The organism is Streptomyces sp. NPDC088812 (genome assembly GCF_044750285.1).
Taxonomy (GTDB): domain Bacteria; phylum Actinomycetota; class Actinomycetes; order Streptomycetales; family Streptomycetaceae; genus Streptomyces.
This window is the reverse complement of sequence record NZ_JBIVJP010000033.1, coordinates 57,230-73,647: the sequence shown is the minus strand read 5'-3', so window position 1 is coordinate 73,647 and position 16,418 is coordinate 57,230. Positions and strand designations below refer to the sequence as shown.

Genomic DNA, 16,418 nt, shown 5'->3' with positions numbered 1-16,418 from the left:
GGGTGTGCGGGCCGCGAGCGGTGCGTCGATTGCCGGGGGAGACGGGGTGGCGCGCGCCGTACCGGGGCGTGGGGGCCGCAAACCTGCCGCGCGACATTGGCCGACCGACGCCGTTCGTCACTTTGAGTGTTCGTCTGGTTGCGATGCGCTACAGGTGTCTCGGCTCCGCCACGGCACCCAGGACATCAGGCCGGCCGGCGGGGCGTTCCAGCAGTCTCGACGCGAGGGAAGAACCATGGCCACACCTTCCGCTGTTCCGCTCCGGGTCGCCCTGGTCAACGGCGGCTTCGAGGAACCCTCCGTGACCAACTACGAGGTTCTGCCGGACGCCTCACAGACGCAGGCGGCCAAGTGGGTTCCGGGCTGGCTCACCACGGCTTCCGACCACATGATCGAGTTGTGGCGTTCGGGCTTCAACGGGGTGCCGGCAGCCGAAGGCGCGCAGTTCGCCGAGCTCAACGCCAATCAGGTCTCCACGCTGTACCAGGACCTGCCGACGACGCCTGGTACGCAGCTGTACTGGCGGCTGTATCACCGAGGCCGCGAGGGGGACGACACCATGGCGCTGGACATCGGCGCACCAGGCCGCGCGGTGGAGCAGAGGCGGTTCACCGACGGCAAAACCGCCTGGGGCTACTACACCGGCACCTACACCGTCCCGGCTGGTCAGACGCTGACGCGCTTCGCCTTCCGTTCCATCTCGGCCGCCGGCGGCAACCGCTTCATCGGCAACCTCCTGGACGGCATCTTCTTCGGCACCGCCCCCCACGTGGTGCTCGCCAAGACCGCGATCCCGACGGGGCCGCTGGAGGTGGGCGATGTCATCACCTACCGCGTCAGCGCCAGGAACGAGGGCGGCGGCGGGGCCGAGAACCTCGTCCTGACCGACGTCGTCCCGGCGGGCACGACGTACGTGCCCGGTTCCCTGCGCATCGTCGACGGCCCGAACGCCGGAGCGAAGACCGACGACCGGGGCGACGACCAGGCGTACTACGACACCGGGGCGAACGCGGTCGTCTTCCACCTCGGCAACGGCGCCTCCGGCGTGGCAGGGGGGAGCCTGCCCAACACCGACACCCTGGCCGCCGGGACCACCGTGGAGTACCGGGTCGTCATCGACCGGGCCAGCGGCGGCAAGCAGATCAGGAACACCGCCACGGCCTCCTACGAGAACCGGCTCGGTGACCGGCCGCAGCCGTTGCAGTCCACCTCCGACGAGGCGGTCACGCAGGTCAGGCCGGCCGCCGACCTGGCCGTGGTGAAGGCTGCCGACGCGACCACCGTCACCGTCGGCCAGACGGTGACCTACCGCGTCACCGTCCGCAACACCGGCCCGAACGGTGCCACCGGCGTCACCGTGACCGACCGGCTCCCGGCCGGCCTCGTCTTCCTGTCCGCCGACGGCACGACCGGCGGCTACGACGCGGGCACCGGACGGTGGGCCGTGGGCGACCTCGCCGACGGCGCCGGCGCCACCCTCGTGCTGCGGGGCAAGGCCACCAGGGCCGGCCGGATCACCAACACCGCCACCGCCGTCGGCAACGAGAAGGACCCCGACCTCACGAACAACGCCGACACCGTCACCGTCTGCGTCGAACCCGCCCCCTCCTGCTGCGCCCCCTGCTCCCCCGGGAAGTGACCCGGACGAGCGCCGCACGGCGCGCCGCGGCAGCCGTCGCCCCGCCGCGGCACCCGTCCGCCCGGCGCCTGACGCACCTCCGCCCCGGACGCGGGAATCCCGGCCGGGGCGGAGCGGACGACGGGCGGCGGGCCCGTCACCGGTACGTCAGCTCAGCGACGCGAGCGTCTCGTTCCAGGTGGCCGACGGGCGCATGACCTCGGCCGCCTTGGCCGGGTCGGGCTGGTAGTAGCCGCCGATGTCGGCCGGCTTGCCCTGGGCGGCGATCAGCTCGTCGACGATCTTCTGCTCGTTCGCGGTGAGCGCCTCCGCGAGCGGGGCGAAGGCCTTCGCCAGGTCCGCGTCGTCGGTCTGCCGCGCCAGCTCCTGCGCCCAGTACAGGGACAGGTAGAAGTGGCTGCCGCGGTTGTCGATGCCGCCGACGCGACGGGTCGGGGACTTGTCCTCGTTGAGGAAGGTCGCCGTGGCGCGGTCGAGGGTGTCGGCGAGGACCTGGGCGCGGGTGTTGCCGGTGGCCGTGGCGTACTGCTCGAAGGAGGGCACGAGCGCGAAGAACTCACCGAGGGAGTCCCAGCGCAGGTAGTTCTCCTTGACCAGCTGCTGGACGTGCTTCGGCGCGGAGCCGCCGGCGCCCGTCTCGAACAGGCCGCCGCCCGCCATCAGCGGGACGACCGACAGCATCTTGGCGCTGGTGCCCAGCTCCAGGATCGGGAAGAGGTCGGTCAGGTAGTCGCGCAGCACGTTGCCGGTGACGGAGATGGTGTTCTCGCCGCGGCGGATGCGCTCCACGGACAGCTTGGTCGCCTCGACGGGGGCGAGGACGCGGATGTCCAGGCCCTCGGTGTCGTGCTCCGGCAGGTAGGCCTCGACCTTGGCGATCAGGTTGGCGTCGTGGGCGCGGGTGGCGTCCAGCCAGAAGACCGCCGGGTCGCCGGTGGCGCGGGCGCGGGTGACGGCCAGCTTGACCCAGTCGCGGATCGGGTCGTCCTTGGTCTGGCAGGCGCGGAAGATGTCGCCCTCGGAGACCGGCTGCTCGATCACGACGTCGCCGGCCTGGTCGACCAGGCGGACGGTGCCCGCGGCCGGGATCTCGAAGGTCTTGTCGTGGGAGCCGTACTCCTCGGCCTTCTGCGCCATGAGGCCGACGTTCGGGACGGAGCCCATCGTCGACGGGTCGTAGGCGCCGTTGGCCTTGCAGTCCTCGACGACGGCCTGGTAGACGCCGGAGTAGGACGAGTCCGGCAGCACCGCGAGGGTGTCCGCCTCCTGGCCGTCGGGGCCCCACATGTGGCCGGAGGTGCGGATCATGGCCGGCATCGAGGCGTCGACGATGACGTCGGACGGCACGTGCAGGTTGGTGATGCCCTTGTCGGAGTCGACCATCGCCAGGGCCGGGCCCTCGGCGAGCTCGGCGTCGAAGGAGGCCTTGATCGCGTCGCCCTCGGGCAGGGACTCCAGGCCCTTGAGGATGCCGCCGAGACCGTCGTTGGGGGAGAGGCCGGCCGCGGCCAGCGTCGCGCCGTACTGCTCGAAGGTCTTCGGGAAGAACGCGCGCACCACGTGACCGAAGACGATCGGGTCGGAGACCTTCATCATCGTCGCCTTCAGGTGCACGGAGAACAGCACGCCCTCGGCCTTGGCCCGGGCGACCTGGGCGGCCAGGAACTCGCGCAGCGCGGCGACGCGCATCACGGAGGCGTCGACGACCTCGCCCGCGAGGACCGGTACCGACTCGCGCAGCACCGTGGTGGAGCCGTCCTCGCCGACCAGCTCGATCCGCAGCGAGCCCGCCTCGGAGATCACGGCGGACTTCTCGGTGGAGCGGAAGTCGTTCTCGCCCATGGTCGCGACCTCGGTCCTGGAGTCCGAGGACCAGGCGCCCATGCGGTGCGGGTGGGTCTTGGCGTAGTTCTTGACCGACGCGGGGGCGCGGCGGTCGGAGTTGCCCTCGCGCAGGACCGGGTTGACGGCGGAGCCCTTGATCTTGTCGTAGCGGGCGCGGATCTCGCGCTCCTCGTCGGTCTTCGGCTCGTCCGGGTAGTCCGGCAGCGCGTAGCCCTGCTCGCGCAGCTCGGCGACCGCGGCCTTCAGCTGCGGGATCGACGCCGAGATGTTCGGCAGCTTGATGATGTTGGCCTCGGGCGTCTTGGCGAGCTCGCCCAGCTCCGTCAGCGCGTCCGGGATGCGCTGGTCCTCGGTCAGGTACTCCGGGAACACGGCGATGATCCGCCCGGCCAGCGAGATGTCCCGGGTCTCCACGGCGACACCGGCCTGCGAGGCGTACGCCTGGACCACCGGCAGGAAGGAATACGTCGCCAGGGCCGGGGCCTCGTCAGTGTGTGTGTAGATGATGGTCGAGTCAGTCACCGGGTGCTCCGCTCCACGTCTGCAACATTGCTCGACATCAAGATATCTCGTGACCGGGCCCGTCTCGACAGGGGTTGGCTCACATCCGCCCCGCGGTCCTCCGGCTGCCGGGGCGGCCTCGGGGGCCGATCCTGTGGACGAGGAGGCGGATCGGCACCGCCTCCAGGGCATCCACCGACGACGGCCCGCCCGGCGCCCCGGCCGCCCGAGCGAAAGCGGACCATGAGATATCGCACCAGAGTGACGGCCCCCGCGGCCGCCCTGATCGGCACCGCCGCGGCCCTGACCGGGCAAGGCACGGCGTCTGCGGCGACGGCGGGCAGCGCCGGAGAGGGGCCCGCGGGCGGTGTCGAGGGCCCGGAGAGCCTCGGCGACCCCGTCTTCCCGGCCCTCGGCAACGGCGGCTACCGCGTCCTCGCCTACCACCTCGACCTCCGTCACGACGCCACGACCGGCCTGGTCGAGGGCTCCGCGACACTGGCGCTGCGCACCACCCGGGCCCTGACCCGGTTCTCCCTGGACGCCCTCGGCCTGGACATCCGCTCCGTCCGGGTCGCCGGCCGCCCGGCGGCGCACGAGCAGGCGGACGAGAAGCTGCGCGTCACGCCCGCGCGGACGCTGCCCGCCGGCGCCCGGCTCGCCGTGCGGGTGGAGTACACGGCGGACCCGCGCCGCGCGCTTCCGCACACCGGCTGGGTCGCCACGCCGGACGGCTTCGCGGTGGCCTGCCAGCCGCGCTCCGCCCACACCGTCTTCCCCTGCAACGACCACCCCGGCGACAAGGCGCACTTCTCCTTCCGGCTCACCGTGCCCGCCGGTCTGCGGGGCGTGGCGAGCGGTGTCCTCGTCCGCACGGAGGGCCTGCCGGGCGGCCGTACGGCGTACACGTACCGCTCCCGGTCCCCGATGGCCACGGAGCTGGTGCAGATCACGGTCGGGGAGTACGTCGTCAAGGAGCGGCGGGGACCGCACGGGCTGCCGCTGCGGGACGTCGTGCCGGTGGCGCGGGCCGAGGCGCTCGAACCGGCGCTGGCCCTCACCCCGGGCCTGGTGGAGTGGATCGAGGAGCGGCTCGGCGCGTACCCCTTCGAGACGTACGGCCTGCTGCCGTGCAACTCCGACGACCCCGGCGCCTTCGACTTCACCGGCCTGGAGACCCAGACCCTGACCGTCTACAAGCCGGGCTTCCTCCTCCAGCCGGAGCAGCGGATCGGCGCGCATCTGATGCACGAGCTGGTCCACTCCTACTTCGGCAACAGCGTCACTCCCGCGACCTGGGCCGACCTGTGGCTGAACGAGGGCCACGCCGACTTCTACGGGCTGCTGTACCGCTACGGGCGCGGCTGGCCCGACTCGCTGGGGCTGACCGGGCTGGAGGCGCGGATGAAGGACACCTACGCGCGCGGCGACCAGTGGCGGCGCGACTCCGGCCCGGTGGCCGCGCCGAACGCGGCGAACCTCTTCGACGGCCAGCGCTACCTCGGCGGCGTCCTCGTCCTGTACGCCCTGCGGCAGCGGGTCGGCGAGGAGGCGTTCCGCGCGGTCGAGCGGGCCTTCCTGGCGCGGTACCGGGACTCCTCGGCGTCGACCGACGACTACATCGCCGTCGCCTCCCGGGTAGCGGGCCGGGACGTGACCGGTTTCCTGCGGGACTGGCTGTACGGCACCACGACCCCGCGGATGCCCGGCCACCCGGACTGGACGGTCACCCCGGCGACCCCAGCCCTCACCCCGCACCGCCGCGGCGGCGGGCACTACCACGACAACTCGGCGACCCTGTGACGCGGCGGGTCCGGGGCGAGCCACGCGCCCGATGTGCTTGGTGTGCCCGGCACGCCCGGTGTGCCCCGGCGCGCCCGGTCCGCCGGGGCAGTCGGTCGGCCGGGCTCAGGGCGGGCCGGGGCGGGCGGAGGACTCTCCGCCCGCCAGCTCCCGCTCGATCCACCGGCAGATCACCCGTACGACGTACGTGTGCTCGGCACGGCTCAGCTCCCGCCCCGCGGGGATGCCGTGCCACCGCTCGAGACAGCGCCGGCAGCAGGTCGCGGTGGCGTGCTGCGCGACGAACACGGGATGACCGCGGTACGGGGTCTGCCGGCCGTCCTTGCGGGGCTCGGCCGGGGCCAGCCGCCGGGCGATCAGGTCGTAGGCGTGCCACCGCAGCGTGGCGGGCCCGTGCTGTTCGGCGGTGGCCCGGTCCCGCCCGCGCAGCCGGAACCGCGCCCGGAACGGATGGCGGGCGATGTCGTCCAGCCGCCGGTCGAGCGCGTGGCCGGACGGGTCGGGGGACGGGTGCCGCGGGGAAGAGGCCATACCGCTGTCGAGGATACGGCGGCACGACCGGCGTCCCCGCTCCTCGGAGCGGCCGCCTGCTCCCCGGGCCGGTGTCCCCGCCGACCACGGCCGACTACCGCCAGGCCGGTGTCCCCGCCGACCACGGCTGACCACCCCAGGCCGGTGTCCCCCGCCTACGAGAGCGGCCGACCACCACCAGGCCGGTGGTGTCCCCGCTCCTCAGAGCGGCCGGCCGCCGCCCAGCCCGGCGTCCGGCGCGATGCCGTCGCCCGTGCCGCCCGTGCGCTGCTGCGGGATGACCACCGCACCCTGCTGGAGCGACACGGTGCGCGCGGGTGCCGGGATGCGGATGCCCTCCGCGCGGTAGCGCCGGTGCAGGCGCTTGATGAACTCGTGCTTGATCCGGTACTGGTCGCTGAACTCGCCGACGCCGAGGATGACGGTGAAGCCGATCCGGGAGTCGCCGAAGGTGTGGAAGCGCACCGCGGGCTCGTGGTCCGGGACCGCGCCGGTGATCTCCGTCATCACCTCGGTGACGACCTCCTTCGTCACCCGCTCCACGTGCTCCAGGTCGCTGTCGTAGGCGACGCCCACCTGCACCAGGATCGTCAGCTGCTGCTCGGGACGCATGAAGTTGGTCATGTTCGTCTTGGCGAGCTCCCCGTTGGGGATGACGACCAGGTTGTTGGAGAGGTTGCGGACGGTCGTCTGGCGCCAGTTGATGTCCTCGACGTAGCCCTCCTCGCCGCTGCTCAGCTTGATGTAGTCGCCGGGCTGGACCGTCTTGGAGGCCAGGATGTGGATGCCCGCGAAGAGGTTGGCGAGGGTGTCCTGGAGGGCGAGCGCGACCGCCAGACCGCCGACGCCGAGGGCGGTGAGCATCGGCGCTATGGAGATGCCGAGGGTCTGGAGCACCACCAGGAAGCCGATGGCCAGGACCAGCACCCGGGTGATGTTGACGAAGATCGTCGCGGATCCGGCGACGCCGGAGCGGGAGGAGGTGACCGACTGCACCAGTCCGGCGACGACCCGGGCCGCCGACACCGTCACGACGAAGATGAGCAGCACGGTGAGGCACTGGTTGACGGTGTGCTGCACCGCCCGGATCAGCGGCAGCACCGCCGCGGCGGCGGCCCCGCCGCCCGCGATCGCCGCCCACGGCACCACCGTGCGCAGCGCGTCCACGATCACGTCGTCGCCGCTCCAGCGGGTGCGCTTGGCGTGCCCCGCCAGCCAGCGCAGCAGCGTGCGGGAGAGGAACGCCACCAGCAGGCCCGCCGCCAGGGCGATGCCGGCGAGGACGCAGTCGTCGAGCGTCAGCGCGCGGTTCACCGGCCGCCTCCGGGAAGTCGCTCCGCGGCGGAGGGGCCACCCGCCGGGGCGTCCGTCCGGGCCGTGGACGGCCGGATGTGAAGTGTCGTCACGTCGTCACCTGCTCGCTTGCTCGCTTTTCTGCAATGTCGCGGTCGCGCCCGTCCGGGAACGGGCGCGACCGCACATCCTGCCGTATCCGGCACGGCAGTTCGCAGGCGGCCGGTGCGCTCAGACGATGCCTTCGGCCAGTTCGGCCTGCTCCCGGTCCGAGCCGTACGCGGCCGTGGCGGGCGTTCCGTACGAACGGCGGGCCACGAACCACCACACCGTGGCCAGGACCAGCACGGCGGCGAGGGCGACGGAGGCGTAGTTCATCGTGTCCACGGTCACCGGAGAGGACTGCGGCAGGCAGAACAGCACCGTCACACACGCCACCCACACCACGGCCGTCCAGCCGATCGGCCTGCTCCACCGGCCCAGGTGCCACGGACCCGGCCGGAAACGGTCCCCCGCGCGCAGCCGCAGCAGCACCGGAATGGCGTACGCCGGCGTGATGCCGATGACGTTGATGGCGGTGACCGCGCCGTACGCCGTCGCCGAGTACAGCGACGGCAGCGCGAGGACGCAGGCGACCGCGACCGACAGCCACACGGCGGCGACCGGGGTCTGGGTGCGGGCGCTGACCCTGCGCCACAGGTGGGAGCCCGGCAGGGCGCGGTCCCGGCTGAACGCGAACACCATGCGGCTGGCCGCGGCGACCTCGGCGTTGCCGCAGAACAGCTGGGCGACGATCACGACCAGCAGCAGCGCGCTCGCGCCGTCGGCACCGAGGCCGTCGAGCAGGATCTGGGCGGGCGGTACGCCGGTGGCGGTGTCCCGGGTGGCGGCGTAGTCCTGGATGGCGAAGGTGAGGCCCGCGAGGAGGACGAAGCCCGCGATCCAGGACACCCAGATCGACCGGACGATGCCGCGCGCCGCCGACACCGACGCGTTGGCGGTCTCCTCCGACAGATGCGCGGAGGCGTCGTAGCCGGAGAACGTGTACTGGGCGAGCAGCAGACCGATCGCCGCCACGTACACCGGGTTGTCCCAGCCGGTGCCGTCGACGAACTCGCCGAAGACGAAGGACGGCGACCGGTGGTGGTCGGGCACGATCGCCAGCGCGCCGACGATGAGCCCCACGCCCGCCAGGTGCCACCACACCGATATCGAGTTCAGGACGCTGACCAGCCGGACCCCGAACAGGTTCAGCACGGCGTGCAGCAGCAGGATCGCCACGAAGATCAGCATCGTCTTCCCCGGCGTCGGCTCGAAGCCCCACTGGAGGTTGGCGAAGGCCCCCGCGAACAGGGCGGCGCCGTAGTCGATGCCCGCGATCGCGCCGAGCAGGCCGAGCAGGTTCAGCCAGCCCGTGTACCAGCCCCAGCGGCGCCCGCCGAGCCGGTCGGCCATGTAGTACAGGGCGCCCGACGTCGGGTACGCGCTGGTCACCTCCGCCAGCGCCAGCCCCACGCACAGCACGAACAGGCCGACGCCGGCCCAGCCCCACAGCATCACGGCGGGGCCGCCCGCGCCCATGCCGAAGCCGTACAGGGTCATGCAGCCGGACAGGATGGAGATGACGGAGAAGCTGATCGCGAAGTTGCCGAAGCCGCCCATACGGCGGGCCAGCACCGGCCGGTAGCCGAGCTCGCGCAGCCGCTGCTCCTCGTCGGGGCGCGGGACGGCGGTCGGAGCCGGTGGCTCCGGGGTGCGGGACATACGGGGACCTCCGAGGTCGGATAGGGGAAAGGGGACGGCCCGGGAGCCGTACGGCTCAGCCGGCGGCGGGGCCCCGGCCGCGCGCCGCCGTGCGGCTGCGCGCGCGGGCCTGGAGGAACACCTGCACCGCCTGCCCCGGGTCGCCCGGGACCGTGACGCGGTGGGCCCAGGGCAGGGGGGTGCAGTACGGGCCGATCGCGTCGAACACCCGGGCGGCGTCGGTGAAGCGCAGCGCCCCCCACAGGGCGTGGGCCAGGTGGTTGAGGTCGAGCGGGGAACGCTCCGCGGCGTCCGCCTGCCCGAACCACGAGGCGTCCGCGCGCAGTGCCTCGCGAGTGGCGTCCTCGCCCACCCAGTGCAGGTCGAGGGCGGCGCCCCGCCCGTCACCGCGCCGGTAGCGCTCCACGCGGACGTACAGCGGCAACAGGTGCAGGGCGGAGCCCGGCGGGGCCTGCTCGGCGGTCAGGTGCGCGAAACCGGAGGCCTCCGCCAGCCGTCCGGACGCCGCCCGCGCGTACAGGAACTGCAGCATGCGGTGGTGGGCCTCGCGGTTGTGCGGGTCGCGCCCGACGGCTTCGGCCAGCAGGCCCCACGGGCCCGCCGGCCAGGTCGGCTCCGGGGGCTTCGCCCGGTGTTCCTCCCACAGCTGCTCGCGGTCCAGCTGGGCCAGTGCCAGCAGGCACACCCACGGCACCGGGTCCGGCGGGGTGGCCCGGGCGGCCGACTGGCTCACGTCCCAGGCCTCGATCCACAGCTCGTGGGTGCGGCGGTGGCGCTCGCGGTGCGCCCGCAGCGCCCGTTCGACGGCGACCCGGGCCCGCATGACCGCGGCCGGCACGCTGTCCGGCTCCTCGGCGAGCCAGGCCCGGACCACGTCGGTCCCGGCCGCCGCCGCCCCCAGCACCTGGGTGCGCCGGGTCCACGGCTCCCACGCCGTGGTGCGCGTCAGCAGGGTGCGCATCGACAGCCAGCGCCCCGTGCGTACTTCCTGGAGGGCGGCGCGCAGCTCGTCGTCGTGCCCGGCCGGATCGTAGGCGGGGCGTGCTCCGTCTCTGGCCATCAGCCGCTCGTCCCGGGCCGGGGAACGGACAGGACGGCAGGGTGGAGTAACAACAGCCCTCCTCGGGGCGGAGGCCGGAGCGGAAAGGGGAGATCGCGTCGGTCGGCGGTCACTATAGAGGCGGCCGTGGCGCCTCACACTCCGTTTGAGATCTCACCAACGACCCTTTACCTGACAAAAGTTGACAGATAATCAGTTCTGGGGAGGGGGGAGGGGCCGCGCGGCGGTACGGGGTACGGCGATACGGCGCCCGTCGTCAGCCGGGACGGCCGAGACGGCCGCGACGGCCGCCGGTCAGATCACCTTCAGCCGTACCAGCGCCCCGAGGGTCAGCGCCCCCGGCAGCAGCGGCAGCCAGACGGTGACGATGCGGAAGGCGAGGACCACGGCCGTGGCGACCGCGACGGGGCCGCCCACCGCCACCAGCGCCACGACCAGCGCCGCCTCGACCGAGCCGATCCCGCCGGGCGTGGGGACGAGCGCCACCGCCACCGTGGCCGCCAGGTACGCCACCGCCATGTGCGTCGCGGGCACCGGCAGCCCCAGGGCCCGCCCCACCGCCGCCAGTCCGGCCGCCTGGAGCGCCGGGAACGCGAGGGAACCGCCCCACAGCGCCAGGGCCCGCGCCGGACGGGCGTGCACCGAACGCGCCTCGCCCAGCGCCGTGCGCAGGAACGCCCACACGGCCGACCGCAGCCGCCGTACGAGGACGAGCGCGCCCGCCGCCACCGGCGCGGCCGCGCCGAGCACCGCCAGGAGCGGGCCGAGCGCCCCCTCCGGGAGCAGGGGGCCGAGCCGGAGCGCGCCGGGGAAGGCGAGCAGCAGCGCGGCCAGCAGACCCACCCGGGCGACGCCCTCCGCCAGCAGGTACAGCGCCAGGGCCGCCGAGGAACGGGCCAGCGGCACCCCGCACACGGCCATGAACCGCAGGTTGACCGCGCTCGCGCCGAGCCCGGTCGGCAGCAGATGGTTGGCGGCGCCCGCCGCGAACTGCGTGGCCAGCAGCCGCAGCGCGGGCAGCCGCTGGACGACCGCGCCCTGCCGGGTGACGGCCGCCGCCACCCAGGTCAGACAGGTCGCCCCGGCCGCGGCCAGCAGCCAGGGCCACTCGGCCGTGCGCAGCTGGGCGACGCCCTCGGCGAGCACGGACCGGTGCCGCACCGCGACGACCCCGACCAGGACGAGGGGCAGCAGACACAGGGTCCGGCGCAGTCCGCGCGCGGTCGGCCGCCGCGGGAGACGGCTCCGGGGGGCGGGCGCCGGGGAGAGCGGTGTCGCGGTCACACCTGGAGAGGTTCTCCGCACCACGTCAACGCGCGGTGACCGTGGTGTGGACGGTGGCCGGGGAGGAGACATCGCCAGGTTGACCTCAACGATGCTTGAGGTTCTAGGTTCGTCAGCATGAGCATGGAGACCACTGCCTGGACGCAGCTGTACGGCGTCATGAACGCCCGCCACGAACGCCGCCCCTTCGACCGCGCGACGCTGCGCCGCATCGGCGCCTTCGCCCGCCCGCACCGCCGCCGCATCGCCCTGTTCGTGCTGCTCGGGACGGTGACCGCGCTGCTCGCCGTCGCCACCCCCGTCCTCGCGGGGCGCATCGTCGACGCGATCGTGTCGCACGGTGACGCCGGCACCGTCGTCCGGCTGGCCCTGCTCATCGCGCTCCTCGCGGTGCTGGAGGCGGTGCTCGCCGTCCTCGGCAGGAAACTCTCGGCGACGCTGGGGGAGGGGCTCATCCTCGATCTGCGCACGGCCGTCTTCGACCATGTGCAGCGGATGCCGGTCGCGTTCTTCACCCGCACGCGCACGGGAGCGCTCGTCTCCCGGCTCAACAACGACGTGATCGGCGCCCAGCGCGCCTTCAGCAACACCCTGTCCCAGGTGGTCGGCAACCTGGTCACCCTGCTGCTCGCCCTCGCCGTGATGCTCACCCTGTCCTGGCAGATCACCCTGCTCGCCCTGGCCCTGCTGCCGGTGTTCGTGATCCCCGCCCGGCGGATGGGCCGGCGGATGGCCGACATGCAGCGGGAGGCGGCCGAGCTCAACGCGGCGATGGGCACCCGGATGACCGAGCGCTTCTCCGCGCCCGGCGCCACCCTGGTCAAGCTCTTCGGCCGCCCCGAGCAGGAGTCGGCGCAGTTCGCGGCGCGCGCCGCGCTCGTGAGGGACATCGGCGTGCGCACGGCGACGGCCCAGTCGCTGTTCATCACCGCCCTCACCCTCGTCTCCGCCCTGGCCCTCGCCCTCGTCTACGGCCTCGGCGGCCGGCTCGCCCTGGACGGCGCCCTGGACGCCGGCGCCGTCGTGGCCCTCGCCCTCCTGCTGACCCGCCTGTACGCCCCCCTCACCGCCCTCGCCGGGGCGCGCGTGGAGGTGATGAGCGCCCTGGTCAGCTTCGAGCGCGTCTTCGAGGTGCTCGACCTGAAGCCGCTCATCGAGGAGAAGCCGGACGCCCGCGAGGTGCCCGAGGGGCCGGTCTCCGTCGTCTTCGAGGACGTCCGCTTCGGCTACCCGTCCGCCGACAAGGTCTCCCTCGCCTCCCTGGAGGAGGTCGCCGCCCTCGACACCCGCGGGGGCGCCGAGGTCCTGCACGGCGTGTCCTTCCGCGCCGAACCCGGCCACACCGTCGCCCTCGTCGGCTCCTCCGGCGCCGGCAAGTCGACCATCGCCCAGCTCCTGCCGCGCCTGTACGACGTCGACGCCGGTGCCGTCCGCGTCGGCGGGGTCGACGTACGCGACCTGAGCGCGCGGTCCCTGCGCGAGACGCTGGGCATGGTCACCCAGGACGGCCACCTCTTCCACGACACCGTCCGCGACAACCTCCTCCTCGCCCGGCCCGAAGCAGCCGAGGACGAACTGTGGGACGCGTTGCGCCGCGCCCGTCTCGACGACCTGGTCCGCTCCCTGCCCGACGGCCTCGACACGGTCGTCGGCGAGCGCGGCTACCGCCTCTCCGGCGGCGAGCGCCAGCGCATGACCATCGCCCGGCTGCTGCTGGCCCGCCAGCGCGTGGTCATCCTCGACGAGGCGACCGCCCACCTCGACAACACCTCCGAGGCGGCCGTCCAGGAGGCGCTCGCCGAGGCCCTGGCCGGGCGCACCGCCGTGGTCATCGCCCACCGCCTGTCGACCGTGCGGTCCGCCGATCTGATCCTGGTCGTCGAGTCAGGCCGGATCGTCGAACGCGGCACGCACCAGGAACTGCTGGCGGCGGGCGGGCGGTACGCGGAGCTGTACCGGACGCAGTTCGAGCGACCGGAGGCGGCGGCCGAGGAGGCGGTGGCCGGGACGGTCTCCGGGGTCTCCGGGGAGGGGGTGGAGGCGGTCGCCGGAGCGGCGGTGTGAGGGCGGTCGCCGGGAGGGCCCGGCGGGCCCGCGTGTGACACGCCGTCGGATGGTCGATCCCGCCCACCCGCAGACCATACGGTCATATGGTGCGGAATATGACTAAATGCCATATCGCGTACCTGGCGTGCACCGCGGCGGTCGTCGGAGCGGGCCTCGGCGCCGCTCCGCCCGTGTCCGGCCACGCGACCCTCGTGGTCCACCCGGGGCAGTCGATCCAGAAGGCGGTGGACGCCGCCGCACCGGGCGACACCGTGCTCGTGACCCCTGGCACCTACCGCGAGTCCGTCAGGGTGACCACACCGGGACTCACGCTGCGCGGCGTGGGGCGCGGCGTGGTGCTCGAACCGGCCACCCGGCCGGCGAGCACCACCCAGCCGGCCGCCGGCACCACTCAGACGGCCGGCACCCCCCAGACGGCAGCCGGCACCACCCAGCCGGCAGCCGGCACCACCCAGCCGGCCGGTACCCCCCAGACGGCCGACCAGCAGGCCGCCACGCGCCAGACCGCGACCCGTCCGGCCGACCCGAAGAAGGCGGCCGGGAAGGATGCCGGAAAGGCCGCTGGGAAGGACGCCGGCAAGGGCACCGGGAAGGCCGCGGCCGGCTGCGCCGAGGCCGGCAACGGCATCTGCGTGGAGGGGACGAAGGACCGCCGTCTGGAGGGCGTCACCATCACCTCCCTGACGGTGACCGGCTTCGCCAGGACCGGCGTGTCGGCCGCGTGGACCGACCGACTGACCGTGCGGAACGTGCTCGCGGCGAAGAACGGCGTCTGGGGCATCGCCGAGGAGCACTCCCGCCGCAGCGTCTTCCGCGCCAACACCGCCCGGGAGAACGGCGACGCGGGCCTGTTCCTCGCCAACACCGTCACGTCCGAGGAAGGCGCCGCGAACACCGGGGGAACCGTCGTCGACCGCAACCGGCTGGAGGGCAACCGGATCGGCGTCACGGTCCGCCGCCTGCGCAACGTCACCGTCGAGCACAACCGCATCACCGGCAACTGCGCGGGGGTCTTCGTCGTCGGCGACGAGAACAAGCCGAAGGCCGGCGTCGTGACCGTCAGCGGCAACCGCGTCGAGCGGAACAACAAGTCGTGTCCGAAGACGGCCCGGCTGGACGCCCTCCAGGGCTCCGGGATCGTCCTGACCGGCGTCGACGACACCGTGGTGACCCGCAACACCGTCCGGGACAACGCCGGCGCCTCCCCGCTGTCCGGCGGCATCGTCATCTTCAAGAGCTTCGTCGGCACCCCCAGCGAGCGGAACCGGATCAGCGACAACGTGCTGAGCGGCAACTCCCCGGCGGACCTCGTCGACACCGACACCGGCGGCAAGGACAACACCTTCGAACGCAACTCCTGCCGGGCCTCCCGGCCCGCGGGACTGTGCTGACCGGCCGGACCGGGCCGGCCGCGCGACCGAGAAGGTGGAACCGAGAAGGAAGGAAGGCGGCACATGACGACCGCTGAGACTGCCCCACCACCGTCCATGCGACTGAGGGAGCTGGCGTTCGGGGCGGCGTGTGCCGCCGCCCTGCGCGCCGCCGCCCGGCTGGGCGTCGCCGACGCCCTCGGGGACGGCCCCGTGGCCGTGGACGACCTCGCCGCGGCGGTGAAGACCGAACCCCGCCCGCTGCGGCGCCTGTTGCGGGCCCTGTCCTGCTACGGCGTCTTCGCCGAGCAGCCGGACGGCCGGTTCGCCCACACCGAGATGTCCCGGCTGCTGCGCGAGGACGACCCGCACAGCCTGCGCTACATCACCCTGTGGTGCACCGAGCCGTGGACGTGGGACGCGTGGCCGAAGCTCGACGAGGCGGTCCGCACCGGCCGCAACGTCGTCGAGGACCTGTACGGCAGGGAGTTCTTCACCTACCTCAACGAGGACGCTCCCGAGTCGGCCGAGGTCTTCAACCGGGCCATGACGACCTCCAGCCGGCAGTCCGCCGAGGACGTCGCGCGCTTCCTCGACCTGTCGGGCTGCGCGTCGGTCGCCGACATCGGCGGCGGCCAGGGGCACGTGGTGGCGAGCCTGCTGGAGAAGTACCCGTCCCTGCGCGGCACCCTGCTCGACCTTCCGCGCGTGGTCGAGAACGCCGACCCGCGGCTGCGCCCGGGCGGCGCGCTCGCGGACCGGATGACCATCGTGCCCGGCGACTGCCGCGCCGCCGTCCCGGTCCGGGCGGACGTCTACGTCATCAAGAACATCCTGGAGTGGGACGACGACAGCACGGCCCGCACCCTGCGCAACGTCATCGGGGCGGGCGGGCCCGGCACCCGGGTCGTGGTCATCGAGAACCTCGTCGACGACACGCCCTCGATGCGGTTCAGCACCGCCATGGACCTGCTGCTGCTCCTCAACGTCGGCGGGGCCAAGCACACCACCGCGTCCATGACCGCACGGCTGGCCGACGCCGGGCTGGTCGTCGGCGACGTCCGGCCGGTCAACCCCTACCTGCACGCGTTCGACTGCACCGTCCCCCGCTGAGCACCCCGGGAGACCCTCGGGGCAAACCACCGGTCGCGGGGGGGGCGCCGCCCCCCGGCGCCCGGGCCCCCGGGGCGGAGCCGGGGGCCCAGGGCCGCGGGGGGGGCCCGCCCCGCCCGGGGGGGCGAGGGCGCACCGAGGCCGGCCG

11 protein-coding genes are annotated in these 16,418 nt (G+C 73.5%); 5 read left to right on the top strand and 6 right to left on the bottom strand.

All coding sequences use genetic code 11. The features are described 5' to 3' along the window. Positions 1 to 235 precede the first annotated feature (235 nt). Positions 236 to 1,639 carry a hypothetical protein gene (locus ACIP67_RS39960; protein ID WP_401698823.1) on the top strand — a complete coding sequence of 468 codons (1,404 nt, stop codon included), beginning with the start codon at positions 236 to 238 and terminating at the stop codon, positions 1,637 to 1,639. A gap of 147 nt (positions 1,640 to 1,786) precedes the next feature. Here the strand turns inward: ACIP67_RS39960 and ACIP67_RS39955 are convergent, their stop codons facing one another. After that, entirely contained in the window at positions 1,787 to 4,006 is a 2,220-nt protein-coding gene (locus ACIP67_RS39955; protein ID WP_401698821.1) for an NADP-dependent isocitrate dehydrogenase, read from the bottom strand. A gap of 222 nt (positions 4,007 to 4,228) precedes the next feature. Here ACIP67_RS39955 and ACIP67_RS39950 point away from each other — a divergent pair, with 222 nt between their 5' ends. Continuing rightward, positions 4,229 to 5,788: a M1 family metallopeptidase gene (locus ACIP67_RS39950; RefSeq protein WP_401698818.1), complete on the top strand. Its 1,560-nt coding sequence runs from the start codon at positions 4,229 to 4,231 to the stop codon at positions 5,786 to 5,788. Between the two features lie 105 nt (positions 5,789 to 5,893). Here the strand turns inward: ACIP67_RS39950 and ACIP67_RS39945 are convergent, their stop codons facing one another. The 5 genes from ACIP67_RS39945 to ACIP67_RS39925 form a co-directional block, all read right to left on the bottom strand. Continuing rightward, positions 5,894 to 6,319 carry a DUF4186 domain-containing protein gene (locus ACIP67_RS39945; protein ID WP_401698815.1) on the bottom strand — a complete coding sequence of 142 codons (426 nt, stop codon included), beginning with the start codon at positions 6,317 to 6,319 and terminating at the stop codon, positions 5,894 to 5,896. Between the two features lie 201 nt (positions 6,320 to 6,520). Further along, complete coding sequence (locus ACIP67_RS39940; protein WP_401698812.1) at positions 6,521 to 7,633, bottom strand: mechanosensitive ion channel family protein; 1,113 nt, start codon at positions 7,631 to 7,633, stop codon at positions 6,521 to 6,523. Positions 7,634 to 7,843: 210 nt separating this feature from the next. Further along, entirely contained in the window at positions 7,844 to 9,376 is a 1,533-nt protein-coding gene (locus ACIP67_RS39935) for an amino acid permease (RefSeq protein WP_401698810.1), read from the bottom strand. Positions 9,377 to 9,431: 55 nt separating this feature from the next. After that, on the bottom strand, positions 9,432 to 10,436 hold the full coding sequence (locus ACIP67_RS39930) for a hypothetical protein (RefSeq protein WP_401698807.1): 1,005 nt from the start codon (positions 10,434 to 10,436) through the stop codon (positions 9,432 to 9,434). Between the two features lie 294 nt (positions 10,437 to 10,730). Next, a complete protein-coding gene (locus ACIP67_RS39925) occupies positions 10,731 to 11,720 on the bottom strand; it encodes a YbhN family protein (protein ID WP_401698805.1) in 990 nt (329 codons plus the stop codon). 123 nt (positions 11,721 to 11,843) lie between these two features. On the opposite strand from ACIP67_RS39925, the gene ACIP67_RS39920 reads away from it, so the two are divergent. From ACIP67_RS39920 to ACIP67_RS39910, 3 genes are all read left to right on the top strand, one after another. After that, entirely contained in the window at positions 11,844 to 13,784 is a 1,941-nt protein-coding gene (locus tag ACIP67_RS39920; protein WP_401698872.1) for an ABC transporter ATP-binding protein, read from the top strand. Positions 13,785 to 13,882: 98 nt separating this feature from the next. Next, entirely contained in the window at positions 13,883 to 15,178 is a 1,296-nt protein-coding gene (locus ACIP67_RS39915; RefSeq protein WP_401698803.1) for a right-handed parallel beta-helix repeat-containing protein, read from the top strand. Positions 15,179 to 15,241: 63 nt separating this feature from the next. After that, a complete protein-coding gene (locus ACIP67_RS39910) occupies positions 15,242 to 16,270 on the top strand; it encodes a methyltransferase (RefSeq protein ID WP_401698800.1) in 1,029 nt (342 codons plus the stop codon). Positions 16,271 to 16,418: the final 148 nt, after the last annotated feature.

What these genes read in the sequence shown, in the direction of transcription:
- ACIP67_RS39960 (WP_401698823.1), top strand. Translation starts at nt 236, where the DNA reads ATGGCCACACCTTCCGCTGTTCCGCTCCGGGTCGCCCTGGTCAACGGC.
- ACIP67_RS39950 (WP_401698818.1), top strand. Translation starts at nt 4,229, where the DNA reads ATGAGATATCGCACCAGAGTGACGGCCCCCGCGGCCGCCCTGATCGGC.
- ACIP67_RS39945 (WP_401698815.1), bottom strand. Translation starts at nt 6,319, where the DNA reads ATGGCCTCTTCCCCGCGGCACCCGTCCCCCGACCCGTCCGGCCACGCG.
- ACIP67_RS39935 (WP_401698810.1), bottom strand. Translation starts at nt 9,376, where the DNA reads ATGTCCCGCACCCCGGAGCCACCGGCTCCGACCGCCGTCCCGCGCCCC.
- ACIP67_RS39930 (WP_401698807.1), bottom strand. Translation starts at nt 10,436, where the DNA reads ATGGCCAGAGACGGAGCACGCCCCGCCTACGATCCGGCCGGGCACGAC.
- ACIP67_RS39920 (WP_401698872.1), top strand. Translation starts at nt 11,844, where the DNA reads ATGGAGACCACTGCCTGGACGCAGCTGTACGGCGTCATGAACGCCCGC.
- ACIP67_RS39915 (WP_401698803.1), top strand. Translation starts at nt 13,883, where the DNA reads ATGACTAAATGCCATATCGCGTACCTGGCGTGCACCGCGGCGGTCGTC.
- ACIP67_RS39910 (WP_401698800.1), top strand. Translation starts at nt 15,242, where the DNA reads ATGACGACCGCTGAGACTGCCCCACCACCGTCCATGCGACTGAGGGAG.